The organism is Solibaculum intestinale, from assembly GCF_040096205.1.
GTDB lineage: Bacteria > Bacillota > Clostridia > Oscillospirales > Acutalibacteraceae > Solibaculum_A > Solibaculum_A intestinale.
This window is the reverse complement of the sequence record NZ_JBBMFD010000011.1, coordinates 15,544-32,471: the sequence shown is the minus strand read 5'-3', so window position 1 is coordinate 32,471 and position 16,928 is coordinate 15,544. Positions and strand designations below refer to the sequence as shown.

General features: G+C 46.3%; 17 protein-coding genes. 3 read left to right on the top strand and 14 right to left on the bottom strand.

Annotated elements, in window-relative coordinates; translation table 11 throughout:
* Positions 1 to 101: 101 nt before the first annotated feature.
* The 6 genes from WMO26_RS07685 to WMO26_RS07660 all read right to left on the bottom strand — a co-directional run bounded on the left by WMO26_RS07685 (position 102) and on the right by WMO26_RS07660 (position 5,678).
* Positions 102 to 464, bottom strand: a complete 363-nt coding sequence (locus WMO26_RS07685) for a hypothetical protein (protein ID WP_055145343.1) — start codon at positions 462 to 464, stop codon at positions 102 to 104.
* 42 nt (positions 465 to 506) lie between these two features.
* A complete protein-coding gene (locus WMO26_RS07680) occupies positions 507 to 3,011 on the bottom strand; it encodes an ABC transporter permease (RefSeq protein WP_055145341.1) in 2,505 nt (834 codons plus the stop codon).
* Positions 3,011 to 3,691: an ABC transporter ATP-binding protein gene (locus WMO26_RS07675; RefSeq protein ID WP_055145338.1), complete on the bottom strand. Its 681-nt coding sequence runs from the start codon at positions 3,689 to 3,691 to the stop codon at positions 3,011 to 3,013. Before WMO26_RS07675 ends, WMO26_RS07680 begins: the two co-directional genes overlap by 1 nt.
* A 100-nt stretch (positions 3,692 to 3,791) precedes the next feature.
* Positions 3,792 to 4,799, bottom strand: coding sequence for a sensor histidine kinase (locus WMO26_RS07670; protein ID WP_055145335.1), 1,008 nt, complete (start codon positions 4,797 to 4,799; stop codon positions 3,792 to 3,794).
* A gap of 1 nt (position 4,800) precedes the next feature.
* Positions 4,801 to 5,469, bottom strand: coding sequence for a response regulator transcription factor (locus tag WMO26_RS07665; RefSeq protein WP_055145332.1), 669 nt, complete (start codon positions 5,467 to 5,469; stop codon positions 4,801 to 4,803).
* Positions 5,466 to 5,678, bottom strand: a complete 213-nt coding sequence (locus tag WMO26_RS07660; protein WP_055145329.1) for a helix-turn-helix domain-containing protein — start codon at positions 5,676 to 5,678, stop codon at positions 5,466 to 5,468. Before WMO26_RS07660 ends, WMO26_RS07665 begins: the two co-directional genes overlap by 4 nt.
* A 401-nt stretch (positions 5,679 to 6,079) precedes the next feature.
* Here WMO26_RS07660 and WMO26_RS07655 point away from each other — a divergent pair, with 401 nt between their 5' ends.
* Both WMO26_RS07655 and WMO26_RS07650 read left to right on the top strand, forming a co-directional pair.
* Complete coding sequence (locus WMO26_RS07655) at positions 6,080 to 6,640, top strand: RNA polymerase sigma factor (RefSeq protein WP_055145326.1); 561 nt, start codon at positions 6,080 to 6,082, stop codon at positions 6,638 to 6,640.
* Positions 6,637 to 7,305, top strand: coding sequence for a hypothetical protein (locus tag WMO26_RS07650; protein ID WP_055145323.1), 669 nt, complete (start codon positions 6,637 to 6,639; stop codon positions 7,303 to 7,305). The genes WMO26_RS07655 and WMO26_RS07650 overlap by 4 nt, the downstream gene beginning before the upstream one ends.
* A 133-nt stretch (positions 7,306 to 7,438) precedes the next feature.
* Here the strand turns inward: WMO26_RS07650 and mobQ are convergent, their stop codons facing one another.
* The 8 genes from mobQ to WMO26_RS07610 form a co-directional block, all read right to left on the bottom strand.
* Positions 7,439 to 9,136, bottom strand: coding sequence for a MobQ family relaxase (gene mobQ, locus WMO26_RS07645; protein ID WP_055145320.1), 1,698 nt, complete (start codon positions 9,134 to 9,136; stop codon positions 7,439 to 7,441).
* Between the two features lie 401 nt (positions 9,137 to 9,537).
* Positions 9,538 to 9,726, bottom strand: coding sequence for a hypothetical protein (locus WMO26_RS07640; protein WP_055145756.1), 189 nt, complete (start codon positions 9,724 to 9,726; stop codon positions 9,538 to 9,540).
* Between the two features lie 203 nt (positions 9,727 to 9,929).
* Complete coding sequence (locus WMO26_RS07635; RefSeq protein ID WP_055145314.1) at positions 9,930 to 10,304, bottom strand: hypothetical protein; 375 nt, start codon at positions 10,302 to 10,304, stop codon at positions 9,930 to 9,932.
* Complete coding sequence (locus WMO26_RS07630) at positions 10,301 to 11,230, bottom strand: ParM/StbA family protein (RefSeq protein ID WP_055145311.1); 930 nt, start codon at positions 11,228 to 11,230, stop codon at positions 10,301 to 10,303. Before WMO26_RS07630 ends, WMO26_RS07635 begins: the two co-directional genes overlap by 4 nt.
* A 283-nt stretch (positions 11,231 to 11,513) precedes the next feature.
* Positions 11,514 to 12,839 carry a DNA primase family protein gene (locus tag WMO26_RS07625; protein ID WP_330375650.1) on the bottom strand — a complete coding sequence of 442 codons (1,326 nt, stop codon included), beginning with the start codon at positions 12,837 to 12,839 and terminating at the stop codon, positions 11,514 to 11,516.
* Positions 12,802 to 13,437 carry a CHC2 zinc finger domain-containing protein gene (locus tag WMO26_RS07620; RefSeq protein WP_055145308.1) on the bottom strand — a complete coding sequence of 212 codons (636 nt, stop codon included), beginning with the start codon at positions 13,435 to 13,437 and terminating at the stop codon, positions 12,802 to 12,804. Before WMO26_RS07620 ends, WMO26_RS07625 begins: the two co-directional genes overlap by 38 nt.
* An 83-nt stretch (positions 13,438 to 13,520) precedes the next feature.
* Positions 13,521 to 15,569 carry a recombinase family protein gene (locus tag WMO26_RS07615; RefSeq protein ID WP_055145306.1) on the bottom strand — a complete coding sequence of 683 codons (2,049 nt, stop codon included), beginning with the start codon at positions 15,567 to 15,569 and terminating at the stop codon, positions 13,521 to 13,523.
* Positions 15,566 to 15,775, bottom strand: a complete 210-nt coding sequence (locus WMO26_RS07610; protein WP_055145303.1) for a transposon-encoded TnpW family protein — start codon at positions 15,773 to 15,775, stop codon at positions 15,566 to 15,568. Before WMO26_RS07610 ends, WMO26_RS07615 begins: the two co-directional genes overlap by 4 nt.
* Positions 15,776 to 16,025: 250 nt before the next feature.
* Between WMO26_RS07610 and WMO26_RS07605 the strand changes: the two genes are divergently transcribed.
* Positions 16,026 to 16,904: a hypothetical protein gene (locus WMO26_RS07605; RefSeq protein ID WP_055145300.1), complete on the top strand. Its 879-nt coding sequence runs from the start codon at positions 16,026 to 16,028 to the stop codon at positions 16,902 to 16,904.
* Positions 16,905 to 16,928 lie beyond the last annotated feature (24 nt).

The following is a 16,928-nucleotide window of genomic DNA, read 5'->3' as shown; positions in this document are numbered from 1 at the left end:
AACACAATGTTTCTGAAAATAGCGTTCAAAATATATGCAGAGCCGTTAGTCCGCAAAGGATGCGAATTATCGGCTCAATGGTTTTCTTTTATTTGTAATCATTACTTTTCCAATTCCAGATATTCTTGTCCCATGAAGAAGATTTTCAATTCGTTTTGATCTACTTCTATCTCAAATTCTACACTACTATTTCCCTGTGTAACACAGATTATATCCGAGTAAGAAAAACTATAATATGCGTCACCGCAGGATAGACCCGAATCGGGCATATCTTTACTCACAGCAAGTTCCCCGTTTTCTTGAAAGGTAAATATCTCCTCAGCATTTGCATCCTTCCATGTGCCAATAATATCTTTTTCGTTCTGAATGCGATTTACTTTACCAACACATACAATGGCAAGTATAACTGCACCAACAGTCAAAGCAATGCCTGCAACTCTCTTTACCAGTTTCTTTTTACGCAATTTCTATTACCTCTGTTTCAGTTGCTTTGTTAGATTGAATGATTACATATTGCTCAATTTCAGTTCCTCTACAATTTCCACCTTTGATACGCTTCTAACAGCAAACAGCATAGCGATACATACCATAGCGCCGACAGCCATAACTGCAAGAGCATAAATACCGCCGTTCATATAAAAAGCAAATGGTGTCATACCCGACGATATGAAGTAGTAGATAGCACAATGAATCAAAAAGCTCACAGGCAACGCAAGAACCAATGCTTTTACGCCGTACAAAACAGCTTCGAGCAATAGCGTACATTTTAATCCTTTGGCAGTCATACCAACAGAACGCAGAACAGCAAATTCGCTTCTTCTCAAATGAATCGTATTCGAGATAGTGTTACAAACATTCAAGCTGATAATAACCGTCATCAGGATCGAGAACAGGCAGATTACCAGTTTTGCAATCGTATATACCTGTCTGGAATTATTCGTTGCGGCTGCAATGTCCACAGTTTGCGGAAATCCTCTGTCAGCCAGACATTCCATTGCTTCTTTATGCTGTGCTGTCTGTATTCTCATTTCCACATAGGCGTTATCATCTATCAGCAAGTTAAAATAACTTAAAGGCACGATGAGGACAGCTCGATCTCTCACAAACATGGATTGGATATTTGCATTTTCTTCTGAAACGATTTCTTCCACGATAATCGGCAAGGCATCCTCGGATGCCCCCAGCGGAATGATTTCTGTTCCCGGTTCAATAAGAAACGGTGAGCCTGCAATTACCCGATTTTGTGCCGAATTATAGTATCCCATAGTCTGATTGAGCAAAATTCCATGATTGAAATTTGTCACATCCAGACTGAATCCATTTTCATCGCAAAAAGAGACAAAATGTTCTTCGTCCAATCCTACGACATATACCTCTGCTTTCGTACCATTGATAAAATATCCTTGCATATCAGGATTGATTTGTTCCTGCGAAAATTCAGCGGTCATATATCGCTGAAAAGAATAGGAAACATCCGCAGTGATATTTTCATCCGATAATGCCCCGATTGCGACAGGAATATCTTTGTATTGAATCATCGAAATCACATCAGTATAACAGGAACCGTCCTCCTTCATATCCAAGGATGTCTGATAAAGCATAAAATCAGAGAAACTATATAAGGAAAGGGCAATTACCACCGACAAGAAAATAGAGCCGGTAATCGCTCGGAAGCGTTTTGGATTACGCTTAATATTTTTTGCTGCTAACGAACCATAAATGCCAAAAACCAAAGAAACGATTTTTCCGTCACGGAATTTCTTTCTTGATACCGCATTGTTAGACTGGCGGATCGCTTCAATAACTGTAATTTTAGCTGCTTGCTTCACAGGCTTTCTACTTCCGAAGTACAAAGAAGCAATGCCGGATAATCCGCTGACGAGCAGGATCAATCCGTTTACCTTCAAGGACAGTTCTACGATGCCAAAAGTGAATGTTTCTCCAAAAGCTGCCCTGACCACACTTAATAACAGAGCAGATAGCAGGATACCAACAACCAATCCAAAGGGTATGCTCACCACTCCCAAAAGGAAGGCTTCTAAATATACGCTAAGGCGTTTTTGCCCTTTTGTGGCTCCAATACTGGATAGCATTCCCATCTGCTTAATTCGTTCCTGTAAGGAAATGGAGAGGGCGTTGCTGATCATTGAAGCAGATGCAGCCATCAAAAGACAAACGACCATGACCACCAAAGCAATCAGTTTTGCAGCTCCTTTACCCCCGGTAATTCCATGATAGACTAACAATTCCGAATGAAACTTTGCTACATGACTGTCTACTGCCGCAGCCACTTCTTCGGCTTCTGTATAGATCGAATTGGATAAATTCTTTGCCTTGACATACGCAGCAAAATCGGATGCCGTTTTGTCAACACCTGCAAAGGCATTATAGTTTGCTGCGATTTTTGAGTCATTCACATCTGACAGAATACCAACAACTACATACGCTTTCTCTTTTGTTGGAACGAAGCTTTCTTCTTCGCCCCTATAATTTGTCAGCCCGGAAAGCTGGGCATTATATTCATCCCAAATTCTTGAACCAAGAGTTAAAGAAATCGTATCTCCAATCTCTGTATTCATGTTGTTTTTCTTCAAAAAAGATTCTGAAATAACAATCTCATTTTCATCTTGCGGGAAACGCCCTGCAAGCAAATACTGATTTAACGAAAATCTTTGGGTAAAGTTCTCGTCAATCTCGCCAACGGAGAGCATTGTACTGTTGGATTTCTCCCCGTAAAAACTGTTTCCGGCAAAGCGGAGAAGCGAAACTTCGCCTACATTGTTTTGACTATATAGCTCTTGAACCTGCTCCCAAGTCAAATCCTCCATGTAGTAGTCATAATCGCCACCATACACTTTTTCTTTCTCTTTCAAAAAATCAACCAACGACCATCCCCCACAGAGAATAGCGGTTATCATACTGATTGACAAAAGAATGGTTAAAAGTGTGAGTAGGGTACGCTTTTTATTCGACAACAGATTCCTGAGTGTAAGCATGAAAATCATATTCATCAGCGTATCACCTCATCCCTCACAAGTCTGCCATCCTGAATTTCCAGAATACGGTCTGCCTGCATTGCGATTTCACGGTCATGGGTAATCAGGATCATTGTCTGGCGATAGACTTCATTGGATTCACGCAGAAGTTTCATAATATCCCTTGTGTTCTCCGTGTCCAGATTTCCCGTTGGCTCATCCGCAAGGATAATCGCAGGTGCGTTAATCAACGCTCGTCCGATTGCCACTCTTTGTTGTTGACCGCCGGATAACTGACTTGGCAGGTGCTTTCTACGCTTTACCAGTTTGAGTGTGGATAGCAGTTCTTTCAAACGCTCCTGATTGATTTTACGCCCATCCAATCGAATCGGCAGCGTGATATTTTCCTCGACAGTCAAAACCGGGATCAGATTATAAAACTGATAGACAAGCCCAACCTGCCTTCTTCTGAATACAGCCAATTCATCTTCATTTTGCTCATAAACATCCTGTCCATCCACAAATACTTTTCCCGAAGTCGGTCTGTCAACACCACCTAAAATGTGCAACAGGGTAGACTTGCCAGACCCAGATGCTCCAATGATTGCAACAAACTCTCCTTTATCGACGGAAAAAGAAACATCTGACAAAGCATGGACAGGAGCATTGTCCATTTCATAGGTTTTGCAGATATTCTCTACTCTTAATATCTCCATAAAAAGTTCCTCCATATATTTTTGCAATTCAGTATAGCAAAGCCAAGTGACTGCTTCATTACTTTTTCATTACAAAAATGTCACTTAAAAAGGGGCTGCATTAAGCAGTCCCCCGATAAAAGCAGATTTCAAATTTTGCACCGCCTGACTCCCGATTTTTCGCTTGGATGACACCACCCTGATTGACAATGATCGTCTTTGCCAGAGCCAACCCCAAACCGGCATTACCGATTGTAGAGCCACTTCCTTGATAAAATCGGTCAAATAAATGGGGGATGTCTTTTTCCTGAAAACCTGTTCCGCTATCCTCTATAATGATCTGTGTCAAAAGAGGTCTTTCTATTGCCTTGATTTCGATAGTGCTGCCCTCTGGTGAATGTTCGATACAGTTTTTGATTACATTCCCCAAGGCTTCAGCAGTCCAATCAGTATCAAGAGATAGTTTTAATTCTGCCGGAATCACTTGCGTGATTGTCTGCATTTTTAATTCTGCCGCAATCTCCAGAGGACGAATTGCTTTTTCTACCACATCTTTTAAGTATACCGCCTGTGGCTTTAGAGTAATCGTTCCTGCATCCAGCTTGGATATTTTCAGAAGTGTGGCTATCAGCCACTCCATTCTTGATAAGAGCATAGTCTGTTCGCGGATCAGCTCATACCTTTCTTCGTCAGTCAGTTCCTCATTACACAGAGAAGCATTTAAGATATTCAGCGATGTCAAAGGTGTTTTTAATTGATGTGAAATATCGGCTAAAGCATTTGCCAAATTACCTTTCTCCATTTTCAGAGCTTCTGCCTGTTCAATAAGCCGTCTTGTCATCTTGGATATTTCATCATGTAAAACAGATAACTCACCTTCTTGAAACTGCCCAAAAGAAATTTTTTCATCTCCATGTAACAGCCTATCAATATGCAAACTAAAATCAGCAATTTTCTTGTATCTCTGATATGTGAAAAAGAGGGAAACTGCACTGGATGAAATGATAGCCGACAGAACAATCCACACAGCTTTGCTATCAACGATAATGCCAATGCCGCCCCAAAATAGAATAAGAATACTGCTGACAACAATTTGCCTTTTAACTTCTTTATTTCTGATAAAGTCCATATCAACCCACCTTATAGCCAAGCCCACGAACGGTAATTATGATTTCCGGCTCCTGCGGATTGGTTTCAATTTTGTCACGTAGCCTTTTCATATAGACAGTCAATGTATTATCATTGATAAACTCCCCAGTAGTGTCCCATAAAAGCTCCAACAATCTTCTGCGAGAAAGGACAATACCTTTGTTACGCAAAAAGACTAACAGCAACTTATATTCCATAGCAGACAACAAAATCTCTTTCCCATTCTTTGATACGGTTGCTTGATTTGTGTCCACAACTAAGTCGAGGTAACTGATAATGTTTTGTGTGTTCTTAGTTCTCCTTAATACGCTGTTGATCCTTGAAAGCAGTTCTCTTGGTCTGAACGGTTTGCTGATATAATCGTCAGCCCCCATATCTAACCCAGCCACAACACTATATTCATCATCAGAAGCCGTTAAGAAAATAACTGGCATAGTTCCTCTTTCTTTAATTGCAGAACAAACAGAAAAACCATTTCCGTTTGATAATTGAATGTCCACCAAGGCTATATCGTATTGGTCGCTATCCAATTTTTCTATTGCTTCTTTTTGACCGGGAGCATTTTCGATTTTGAACCCTTCATTTCCTAAATAGTCTGATAATGAGGATACGATACTTTGGTCATCCTCCACTAATAACAATTTACTCATCGTGTGTTCTCCTTGTTGTCAGCTATAAATTCATTTTTATTTTGTTTATATCTTCCATCAGCCGGCTTTTGGGCATCTTGGGGAATTAGCCATGCACGAGGTAGCCGAACAATTCCATCAATGCGATTCTCCTCACACAGCTTTTGAACACGACGCACCGATATTCCCCAAAGTTTAGCCGCATCCTGTACTGTCATGTATTCAAACATAGTTTACCTCCGCATCAAATAGTTATATATATTATATACGCACAAACGAACAATATCAATGGGCTGTTTGTAAACACTTAAACACTAACTGTGTACGAATTAACTCGGCGCTAACAATTTCCGTCATCCTGTTTCGGATATTATTTATTTTTCCACCCAACCCATTCTGTCCGGGCAGCTACCTTTAATTTTTTGTTACGCCTCCTCTGCTGCGAGCAACTCTACCAAAACCGAAGGACCATATTTTCAGACTGCCGAGCGACCTCGACTGGTGCCAAACGATTTTGCTGAGGCGATAGAAAATAGAATTGCAATGTACTATAATAAAGGTGTGAAATTTTCCCTCGCTTCTGTAAGATTGTCCGCCAGATCCATAGTACATAGGTGAGGAGGTGGATACCTTGTTAGAGGATGTGAAGATCATTGAACTGTTCTTTGCTCGTACTGAGCAGGCAATAGCTGAACTTGCTGCAAAATACGGTTCAACTTGCAAAAGAATTGCAAACAACATTTTGAAATGCGAACCCGACGCAGAAGAATGTGTAAATGATACATACCTTGCTGCGTGGAATGCAATTCCTCCAGAAAGACCTGACCCACTCAGAACCTATATTTTTCGTATTACCCGCAATATCGCTACCGCAAAATACCACGCAAATACTGCACTAAAGCGAAACAGTTACTATGATGTTGCACTTGATGAGTTGGAAGAGTGCCTAACTTCTGCATCTACTATTGAACAGGAAGTGGATGCAAAGGAGCTGTCACAGGAAATTGATCGTTTCCTTGACAGCTTGGATCAGGAAAGCAGGGTTATGTTTGTAGCAAGGTATTGGTACTCAGATAGCATTACAGAAATTGCAAAGAGGCTTCGTACAACAAATAACAATGTGTCTGTTCGCCTTTCCCGAATCAGAAGCAAACTTAAAAATCATTTACAGAAAGCGGGGTATGATTTATGACACGAAAGAACATCTCTGACGCCGTTGGTGGCATTGGTAGCCGTCATATCGAAGAAACGGCGAGTTATCAGGCAAAGAAACAAAAAAGCATTTGGCTGAAATTTGGGGCAATTGCTGCGTGTCTCTGTCTAATCGTGGTGGGAGTGTTTAGTATGGGATTATTCGGCAAAAGTACAGAAACAGCTACATTAGGTGATGGAACTACCATATCTTTCACTAAAGCAGATACGGTAGCCTCTGCTCTGAGTTTGAACTTGCAAGCACGAGCATTGACCAAAGATGAGGTTCAGACTATTTTCGGTGATCTTCCGATTTCCGGAGATGCCCTCTTTACCTTGGACGATGTAGCATTTGTTGGCTTTGATGGTCATTACAGCGATATGAAATTTGTTGTTTCGCTGTCTGGGAACAATCTTATGGATACTACCGTAATTGGCAAGGGAAATGTATCTATGGTTGGAGATACGCCAGTTAAAGCTGGCTACTTCGTTACAAATGCAAACAGCGAAGGAATTAAGACTGTGATCTATTACGCCTATATCACATTTGATAACTATTCCATCTATATCGAAAATGCAGGCGGAGAAAGTGAAAGAGAGGCTGTTCGAGCGGAACTGATGGCAGCACTTGATAAGTTGTTGGAAAACTCTTTTGATTTTAAGTGATAGAATTCGATTAAATATTGCAAGCACCGGTATGGAAAACCCATACCGGTGCTTATTTTACGCTTGACGTATAGGGATTATCTCCATCCCCCTATGTCACAGACTTCACCTGAAGTTTCAACCTCCAGCACTTTTAACGTTCCATATCTCTGTTTTTCATCTTACGCTCAAGCCGCTCCGATCGCCGCCTTTGCCGCAGTTCTCGATCCATTGTCTTTTCCTGTGCATATTCGTCAAGATAGCCAGACACATCCCGTAGGCCACTCTCCATCAACCACCAACTGAACTTGTCGCCATAAGCCGCTTCAATGCGTTGGGCTGCTGCTTTCTCTCTGTCAGGTCGAAGTGCCTTCCGCTCCAGATAAAGCTGCAAGGAATCAAAGCCGGAAGCTTGCTCTTTCAGCTCGGCATACTCAGACAATGCAGCCTCCAGCTCTCCGGCATACTTATTCTCCTGCGCCTCAAGCCGTTTGAGATTATCTTCATAGCGGTCAATCTGGCGCTGGAAGATATCGCTTGTGGCGTCCTCTGGGTATTCCAGAGAATGAAGCAGCATAGCCTTTTCGCTTTTTAGCTCCTCTAACTTTTCCGTCAACTCGGCTATTTTGGAGGCAAGCTCACGGTGCCTGACAAAGTGGATCGCAGGAAGGGATTTCTTTTCAGCCAGTAGGGACTTCCGTTCTTTGGTTGTTTCCTTTATCTGCTGCACAAGGGAGCGGTACTGTGCCAGATTTGGCTTCAGAATATTCAAGGCACCGGTCATCTGTTTCTTGCTGCTGCGGATATGCCCTAACTGATAGCAGAAGATCAGCATATTTTCCCGCAGCTTTTCCAACGCTTCTGCAATAGCGGGCAGCGTGTTCTTCACCGCCTCCGTAATTTTCTTGAACTGCGCCTTCAGTTCCCGCAGGAGCCTGTTGTCCGCCTTGATCTGACGGTTGAGTTCGCACCTGTCGGACACGATACCTTTCTGTTCCAAAGCACGGGCAATCACGCCCTCGTGGATGGTGGGCTGCTCGTCAATGCCTCGCTCGACAAAGCTGCGGTGGTCGATGCGCTCCTCATGACCGTATCGCTCCAAATATTTGTTTGTCACATCTGCCCATGCTTTGCGCCAGATAAGGAGCTGTTCCTCGCTGTTCCAGCGTTCAGAAATGGGATTCTGTCTCCCGTATTTGGTGCTTTTGGGATACTTGCTGGCACGCTCATATCCATGTTCCTCAGCTGCGGATGGTGTCATATACACTTTCTTCCTGCCTACCTTGTACTGGTACTGTTTCTCCCATCCGTCAGCCTGTGCAGCCTTAAACTCGGCAGCGGTAAAGCCCCGTTCCTCACCGTCACGGCTGCAGAGATATTCCTTCTCCGTTTTGTATTGCCATTTGCCGCTTTCATCAAGCGGGCGCACCGTCAAGAGAATGTGGGCATGTGGATTATGACCCGGTGGATCAGGATCGTGGATTGCCAGATCGGCGCACATCCCGTCTGCGACAAATTGGTTTTGTACGAAGTCCGTCAACAGCGTCTGCCATTGCTCTAGGGACAACTCTATGGGCAGGGCTACCACAAACTCACGGGCTAAGCGGCTGTCCTTGGTTTTCTCGTTTTCCTCCACGGCGTTCCAGAGAACCTCTCGGTCTTGCCATGCGGGTGGGGCCATGTCCGGCAGGAATACCTCCTGCCACACAAGCCCCTGCTTTCGGGTGTAATCGTGCTGTACTCCGTCATAGTCATTGAGGATGTGGGAGCAGCTGAGATAAGCGGAGGCTGCACAGGCGGAGCGTCCGGCTCCCCGGCTGACCACCTTTGCCTCCAAGTGGTAAATTGCCATTTGCGTTCACCTCGATTCGTATTTTGTGAGGGGGTGGTAAAACGCCACCCCTTGGTTTCTGTTTCTCTTTGCAAAGAGAAAATGGGCTGCATTGCTGCCCATATCTGCGATAAAGCTGCCGGTGGCAGGTTTTCGCAGGCAGGAGGCGGGCAGAGTATCTGCCGGATTGGTGCGACAAGCAGCAATCTCTGCATCAGCAGAAGCGCCGACTGCACAGGGAATGCTGACTTGCGGCATTTCCTGCCCTCTCTGGAGAAGTGTCCGATGGACAGTTCGTGAAGAGCGCACGAGCCCGACCAACGGAAGGGATACCACCGCCTGCTTCGCAGGTGGTGAGTAAGTGCGCCCTTCGGGATAAAAAAGGAAGGGACGCCCCGGTTGCCCGGAACGCCCCTCGCAGATTAGTGTAGCTTCTCATATAACAAGTCCTCTAATTTTTCAAGCTCCATTTGCTGAGCCTCTGGAAATACTTTCTCCAAAACAGCGCCCTCCTGAATCAAGCGTCTGGTACGGGCCTTTCGCTCTTTCGCCCGATCCCGCATTTGTGCCTCCTCCAATCGGTGCTTGGCCTGCAATTCTTCCTTGGTCATGATCTTTTTATTTGCCATATCTGGCTCCTTTCTGCCGCTGGGCGGCTTCGTGATAGTAAAAAGCAGGGAACTGGTATCACACAGATACCAACTCCCTGCAGAACTGATGGTAAATTGTTTTCCTCATTCTGAGAATTGCCAATTTGGTAGCAAAGACGGATTGTATTGCCACCAACATAGTAGTAAAATCAAGAAAAGTAATTTCAAAAGCCGTCTGCAAAATCCAGCGCAGCTGAAATGTCCTCCTCGGTTTCCTCCGAAACAAGAGCAGCGGCAGGCTGTGCGCTCTGCATAAGCTGTAGGATACCGCCAAGGCTTACCGGCGTACAGCTCTGCAAGCTGCGTGAGATGGTATCCTCGATCCGGCTGAGGAAAGCGTCCTCCTTCTCCCGTGTTTCCAGATAGGGATCATCGGCAAGCTGCTTGCTACGGTCAAAGTAAGCGTTGACCGCCGAAACGACTGCCTTGCTGACTGAACGATATTCTCGCCTGTCAAGGCTCTGCAAATGCTCCCACGCCCTGCGGTCTGCTTCGTTCTCCAGATTCAGCCGAAGTGTTGTTGTGTAGATTTGCTTCATACAAGATCGCCTTTCTTTTGCATTTTCTGTGCAGACAGCAGCTCATAGCCCTTGGCTGTGGCGCAGATGTCATCATTGATCATCACCCGGCTGGCATCATATTCTCCGAAATTCTTCACCATGCAGCTTCCACCGCCGACAACATAGAGCCTCATCAGTTCCGGGTCATACTCATGCTCACGCAGTCTGCGGAAGATGCCTGCGGTGTAATCCCTCGCTGTGTTCTGGATAGCAGTTAGGTAGCGTTCGCTGATGTCTGCCGTCCCAAAGCGAATCACACGCTCCAGAATCGTATCATCTACCGATGCGCCAAACTGCCGCATGAGATTTTCCCGGACAGCAATCATGCACTGGTTTGTCCCGTACTTCTCCGTGAAGCACTTCTGAGATAGCGGACGGCGCTCGTTGATATACATGACATTCATCGTTCCGTTGCCAATGTCGCAAAGCATATTGATGCCCTTGAATCCCCGCAGTCTGTCCGCCACAGCGGAGAAGCCCTGCGGGAAGATGTCCGCTCCGGCAAACTCCACATGATAGCTGACACCACGGAAAATGAAATCCGCCATTTCATTCTGCAACAGGTACGCCTTGAAGCTATCCTTCTGTTCGCTGACCCAAGTAAGAGGGAGCCCCGCCGCCAAATGCACACGGGCAGAGGTCTGCTTGCGGATATTCAGCTCTCTTGCAATGGCAGCAAGGGTCAGAATATAGTAGTCACCGTCTGTCATTTTGTCAGAGATAAACTCCTTGTGACCTTCGCCCACGGTGTAATAGCTGCCGTTGTAGACAAGCAGATTGCTTTTGAAGGTCGGCTCCTTGTCAGAGATGATCACGCCCGTAGGAAAGCAGCAATGTGCAGTCTTGATATTCCCATAGCCGTGGTCGATGCCGATGATTATAGGGTTATTGTTCATATAGTTCATAGTTTGTCCTTTCTGCCGCTGTGCGGCCTTGAAAATAGATTGTTTGTGTACGGCTCTGTACGGTAAACGCCAGTGCTGTACGCCGCTGTACACCGATTGGTCTTTGGATTTTGCGTTTGCTTTGTCAAATCGCTGTTTATACCGCAAGAAAATGCGGTAATCGCAGCACATTGCACATAAAGAACGCTGATTTTGCGGTAAAATAGCTTTTTGAAAACGGAGTTGAGAACTGCCGTACATCGTGTACGGCATGTACGGCAGTTTTGAAGTCCAGTTCTCATATTTAATAAGGAAGCAAGTTCATCGCCTCCACTCCGATAAATCCACGCACCCGCTTTCCGGCTGCGTACACATTGTTGGTAGCCTCCACATTATAAAGCCGTTCATTCTGGGCCAGCTCTGAGCTGATACGATTTGCTGACATAGGCTTTTGTGCGTTGTCCTCGCACCAGCGGAGATAGGCTTCATAGATAGCCTTGGAGCTGGCTTCGCTGTCGGCCTTAAAGCGGATATAGCCCTCGGATTGCAAAAACTCGATCACATTGTTGCTGCTGCGCTTTACTGTCTCCATATTTTCTTTGGCTCTATCGCTGATGGTGAACTGATACTCGTTCCCAATCAACCGCCGCAGACCCTCCAGACACCACAAAAAGATGCCCTCACGCTCCTGTGTCAGCTTATCCACCAGAAATGGATCATCGGCTCGTCCTGCTGGCCTGTCCTTGGTGGTCAACACGATCTGCCTGCGGAAGAAGCCGTCTGACTTGTCGTGCAAAGCGGTTAAAGCGCCGTTGCCGAAGCAAAGAAAGCGGACATAAAGCTGGCTCTGATAGCTTTGAACACCCTTGCGTTCCATATCCATCTTGCACTCTGAGGTCACGATGGATTTGATATAGTTGGTCTTGGGCAGGGCACTCATATCCATATCGTCATCCACCATCAGCAGCTTGTTTTCCAGGTCTGCACGGCTGAAACGGTTGTTCTCTACCTTCTGGATGCTGGTGGTATTCATGTTATCTCCCAGCATGGAGCGCATTACAAGTCCGATTCGACTCTTTCCTTCGCCGCCCTTACCAATCATCAGGAGCATTTTCTGCCCCTTTGTGGTAGGCAATAGGCAGTAGCCCATATACTCCTGCAAGGTGGGAATGTCCTCCGGGACAAGCAGCTCGGATAAAAATTGCAGCCAGCGCACAGGCGGCGGTGCATCGGGGAGATAGGCCACACTCAGACGGTTGTTGCAATAGCTTTTGTCCTCGGTGAAACGCCCATCCAGAAAGAGTGTCCCGTTTGCCACATGGATACGGTCAGTCTCGATGGGCAGGGGCGGCGAATAGGCTTGCAGCTTGATACTGGCCAGCAGATTTGCCACCACCTTGGAAAGCCCGGAGGTCAGACAGCCGGAGATCTCCTCCAGAATGAGATTGCCGATTTGCGCCTCGTCCTCAATCAGTCCATCCACTGTGAACAGCCTTCCTCTGACACATTTCATGGGATGCTTTTTTAAGAACTGCTGACAAAACAGCACTTCGTTGATGCGTTTTCCATCATACCAATCGGGAATGCTTTCTTCAGGCGGCATAACCATTGGGGTATTCAATTCGTCCATAGGTTTCCTCCTTTCGCAGTTGTTCCAGACGCTCCTTTAGTGCTATGATTTCACCATCCGTCATCCAGTCCTGTACAATTTCCCGACGCTCATAGCTGTCACCAAAGGTGAGAATGTTCAGTTCATATTCAATCTGACTGAGCTTGTGGCAGGCTTCCACGAATAAATCATGGACTGGCTCATCCGGCGTTTGCGGCGCATAGTATGCTTTCCATTCCTCCAAGCAACGGTAATAGTCCGATAAAACAGAAAAGCACAGACGCTCGTTTTCTTTGAGCTTCTGTGCTTCTGTTCGGATACGCTTTGCATTGAGTGCCGCTGCGCTGGGCGGCTTGTCCGGGTCAAGATGAAAGTCTATCACCAGCTTCATGGCTGCGTCGTAGGGCTTGAGATCAAACAACCTTGCAGTGAAGTCAATGACATCTCCATGCTCTCCGCAGGTAAAGCAATAATAATGGTCGTTTGCCACATACAAGCTGGGGTGTCTGTCATTGTGAAAGGGGCAGAGCGCCTTGCCGTGCCGGTTGACCTCAAGGCCATACGCCTGTGCCGCTTCCCGCAGGCTGACGTTGTTTTTTACGGTTTCGAATAAATTCATGTGTCCTCCTTTGCGTAGAAAAAGCGGCTTGCCCTGATATAAGGCAAACCGCTTCCTCAAAATTTATTGTTTTATTGGAAATATTAAGCCGGAGAGGTAACTGTCTCCGCTGCCAGTTTTTCCTTCCTGTTCGCTGCATTGCGAACCCGCTGGCCTTTGATATGCCCCTCATATCGGCACTCATCACTGCAATACTTGACATTGCTTCTTGTGGTGGAAAAGGTCTTACCGCAGTTTTCACAAGTGCAGTCACGCCGCCTGTTTTCTGCCGCTTCCTGCCGGTAGAACTTCGCCCGGCAATTCGGTCCGCAGAACATAGCAGCCGAGCTTTTGGATTCAAATCCCTGACCGCAGCACTTACAGGTTAGCTGAAAAGGCTGCCCAACGGTGTGCTTCCCGGCCTTAATCAACTGATAGCGCTCCCGGCTTTTGATGCGATGCTGGCGTAGCTGCTCCTGCCGCTTGATTTCCTCTGCTGTCAGCTCCGGGGCAGGAAGTTCAAACTTTCCGATGAATTTCAGGAAGATTTCTACCTCCTGCGTTCTGTCCCCGTCGATGCGCTCCGGGGCATGAACGATGATTTTATCAATAAATTCATTGATCATCGGTGTAGTCAGCTCGGAGAAATCGGTGTACTTTTCTGCCAAAGCAAGGAACTGCTCTACACGGGCAGTATCTTCCTCATAGCTCGTCAGGCTTTCCTCCGTTTCTGCAATCTGTGCGGAAAGGTTTTTCTGTTCGACTTCGTACTCAGCAAGCAGGCTGTCAAAGCGTTCCTCAGAAATTCGGCCTACGGCAAAGGATTCATAGAGCTTTTTAATGATCGTATCCAGCTCACTGTGGCGCTTACGGTCTTTGTTCAGCTTTCGTTTGGCATCTTTGGCCGCCTCCACCTGCCTGACCTGTGAAGCGGCTCGTATCTTCTCGGTGAATTTTTCCCGATCTGCTATGGCAAGCTGGCTGACAGTGCGGATTGTCTCTAAAATAAGGATACGCAGCGACTTAGTGGTAATATAGTGCCCGCAGCAGTCCTTTCCATGCTTCTGATGTGCCAGTGTATAAGAGGAGCAGTCAAAGAAATCCGACGGATACGGAGTGCCTTCTGTACCGCCTCTGGAACGATGATTATACATCTTTGCGCCGCAGTCCGCACAGTATAAAAGCCCGGTCAGGGGATTGGCTTCGCCTATGGTATCAATACGCCGTGGCGTTTTCCGCAGTTGCTGAGCAAGCTCCCATGTTTCCGGCTCGATAATGGCCTCATGGGTGTTCTCGAAGATCAGCCAGTCCTCCTTGGGATTAGGAATAGAGGTCTTGTCCTTATATGACAGCTTGTGGGAACGGAAATTGACCGTATGCCCCATATACTCAGGCTTAGACAATATCTGCCCCACAATATAGCCGCTCCAGTTATAAGGATATGCGAACTCGGTCTTACTTTTCCAAACGCCAATGCCTTTCCTTGCAAAATAGACCGCCGGAGCTTCTACCTTATCTTCAAAAAGGATTCTGGCAATGTCATAGGGGCCTTTTCCCTCGATGGTCAGACGGAAGATGCGCCGCACAACGGCGGCGGCCTCCTCGTCAATCAACCAATGGTGCTTGTCGTTCGGGTCTTTCTTATAGCCGTAGATGGCACTGTTGGTGGTAGGCTTGCCTGATTCCCCCTTCACACGGATAGCGGTTTTCTGCTTGCGGCTCAGATCACGCAAGTACCACTCGTTCATGATGTTGAGGAACGGAGCAAATTCATTGCTGTTCTGGTCGTTGCTGTCCACGCTGTTGGCGATGGCAATAAAATGAATGCCATGCTGACGGAACATAACCTCCGTGTAAAAGCCGGTCTGCAAGTAGTCACGTCCGATTCGGGACATATCCTTTACGATCACACGAGCCACCTTGCCAGCTTCAATGTCTGCCACCAGCTTTTTCCATGCCGGTCTTTCAAATGTGCCGCCTGAGAATCCGTCGTCCGTGTAATGGGCAAAGTTTGTGTACCCCTGCTGTGCGCAATAGCCCTCCAAGTATTTCTTTTGATTCACAATGGAGTTGCTATCCCCAATCTGGTCATCGTCACGGGAAAGTCGTTCGTATAAGGCGGTGATCTTGTCCTCAGTCTGAATGATGCTCATGATGCGCTCCTTTCAGACTGACGGCTCATTTGTGGTACACCAATTATATCACAAGTTCCGTCGTTTGTAACTACTTCGTTGCGTATCATTCGTAAAATTTTATCCTCCATTGTCTCTTTCCCACTTTCACTGAAAGCGACTCTCACCTTGTAGGTGGTGCCGCCAATACGTCTTATCATATACTGTGCCTGTTTGTTTTTATCCATAGCGTTCCTCCTTGAAAAATTCATGTTCGTTTGATATACTAATGGTGGTTCCGACTGATGTAAGTCGGTGGCATCTTGTGTCATGTTTCATAAAGCTACCGCAACTTGCGTCCTCCTTTCTCTTGATACGGGTTGAAAAAGTAACCTAAATAACCGCTTATCAGATTACCCTCTCACTAATAGGAGAAATCCGGGGTGTAAATCGGAACTGTTTTTGAAAGAAATTCAAAAAATTTTCGGAGGTGAGGTCATGACAGATGAAAATAGAACATTTCTCCTGTTCCCGGATGACGGTGATGACCTAACCGAATGGGATGAAGCCTCCGATCTGACGATACAAAACGAGCAGTTAGAGGAAATCCTCTCCGAAGAACGAGCCTTAGAGCTGGAAAGAGAGCTGGAGCAGGACGAAAACCCAAGGGACTACACCGTAGAACTGGAGGACGAAGAGGAAGAAGCTGCTCCTGTCAGCGAAAAACGCTTAAAGCGCCAGATACGGGCAGAGGCGTTGGCACGGCTGGAGGATGCTGCAAGAACAGAGGACGACTTTCGATACGTTGTCAGCGAATGGGACAGGTTGGATCGGAATCGGGAACGACGGGAGCGTGACCATGAAAATCTCCGGGGAGATGTTCCGTTAGAATACATGGCAGTTCCCAATCCGAAGATGATTCCGCTGTATTTGAATCTGCCACGATACCGCCAGCTTGCCAGCGGCAATTTTCTGGATATCATTTTTTCTTGCCCCTATGAACTGCATGAGTTGGTTGCAAGCTCATTTATTTCTGAGCTGATACGCAGCCTTACCATTGATCAGAAGGAAGTGCTGTATTACCTGTCCATCCGGCAGTACAGCACCATACAGGTGGGTATGATACGGGGACAGACAGACCGAAACATTAGAAAGCTCCGAAAGAATATCCACAAGAAGCTGCAAAGAGCGGTTTATGATTACCTTTTGGAAAAACAGAACGACTGTGGAAGCCTAACGCTGCGGGAACGGCAGTTCTTAGAGGAATATGGGCTTTTGCTGAAAGCCTATGGCAAGGACGCCGTTATCCTCCGGGAGAACAAATCAAAGCCGAGGAAAAAGAAAGCTGCCCTTGGCAGCAGCAAGGACAGCGAATGATCTGATTGAATTTGATAAGCAGAT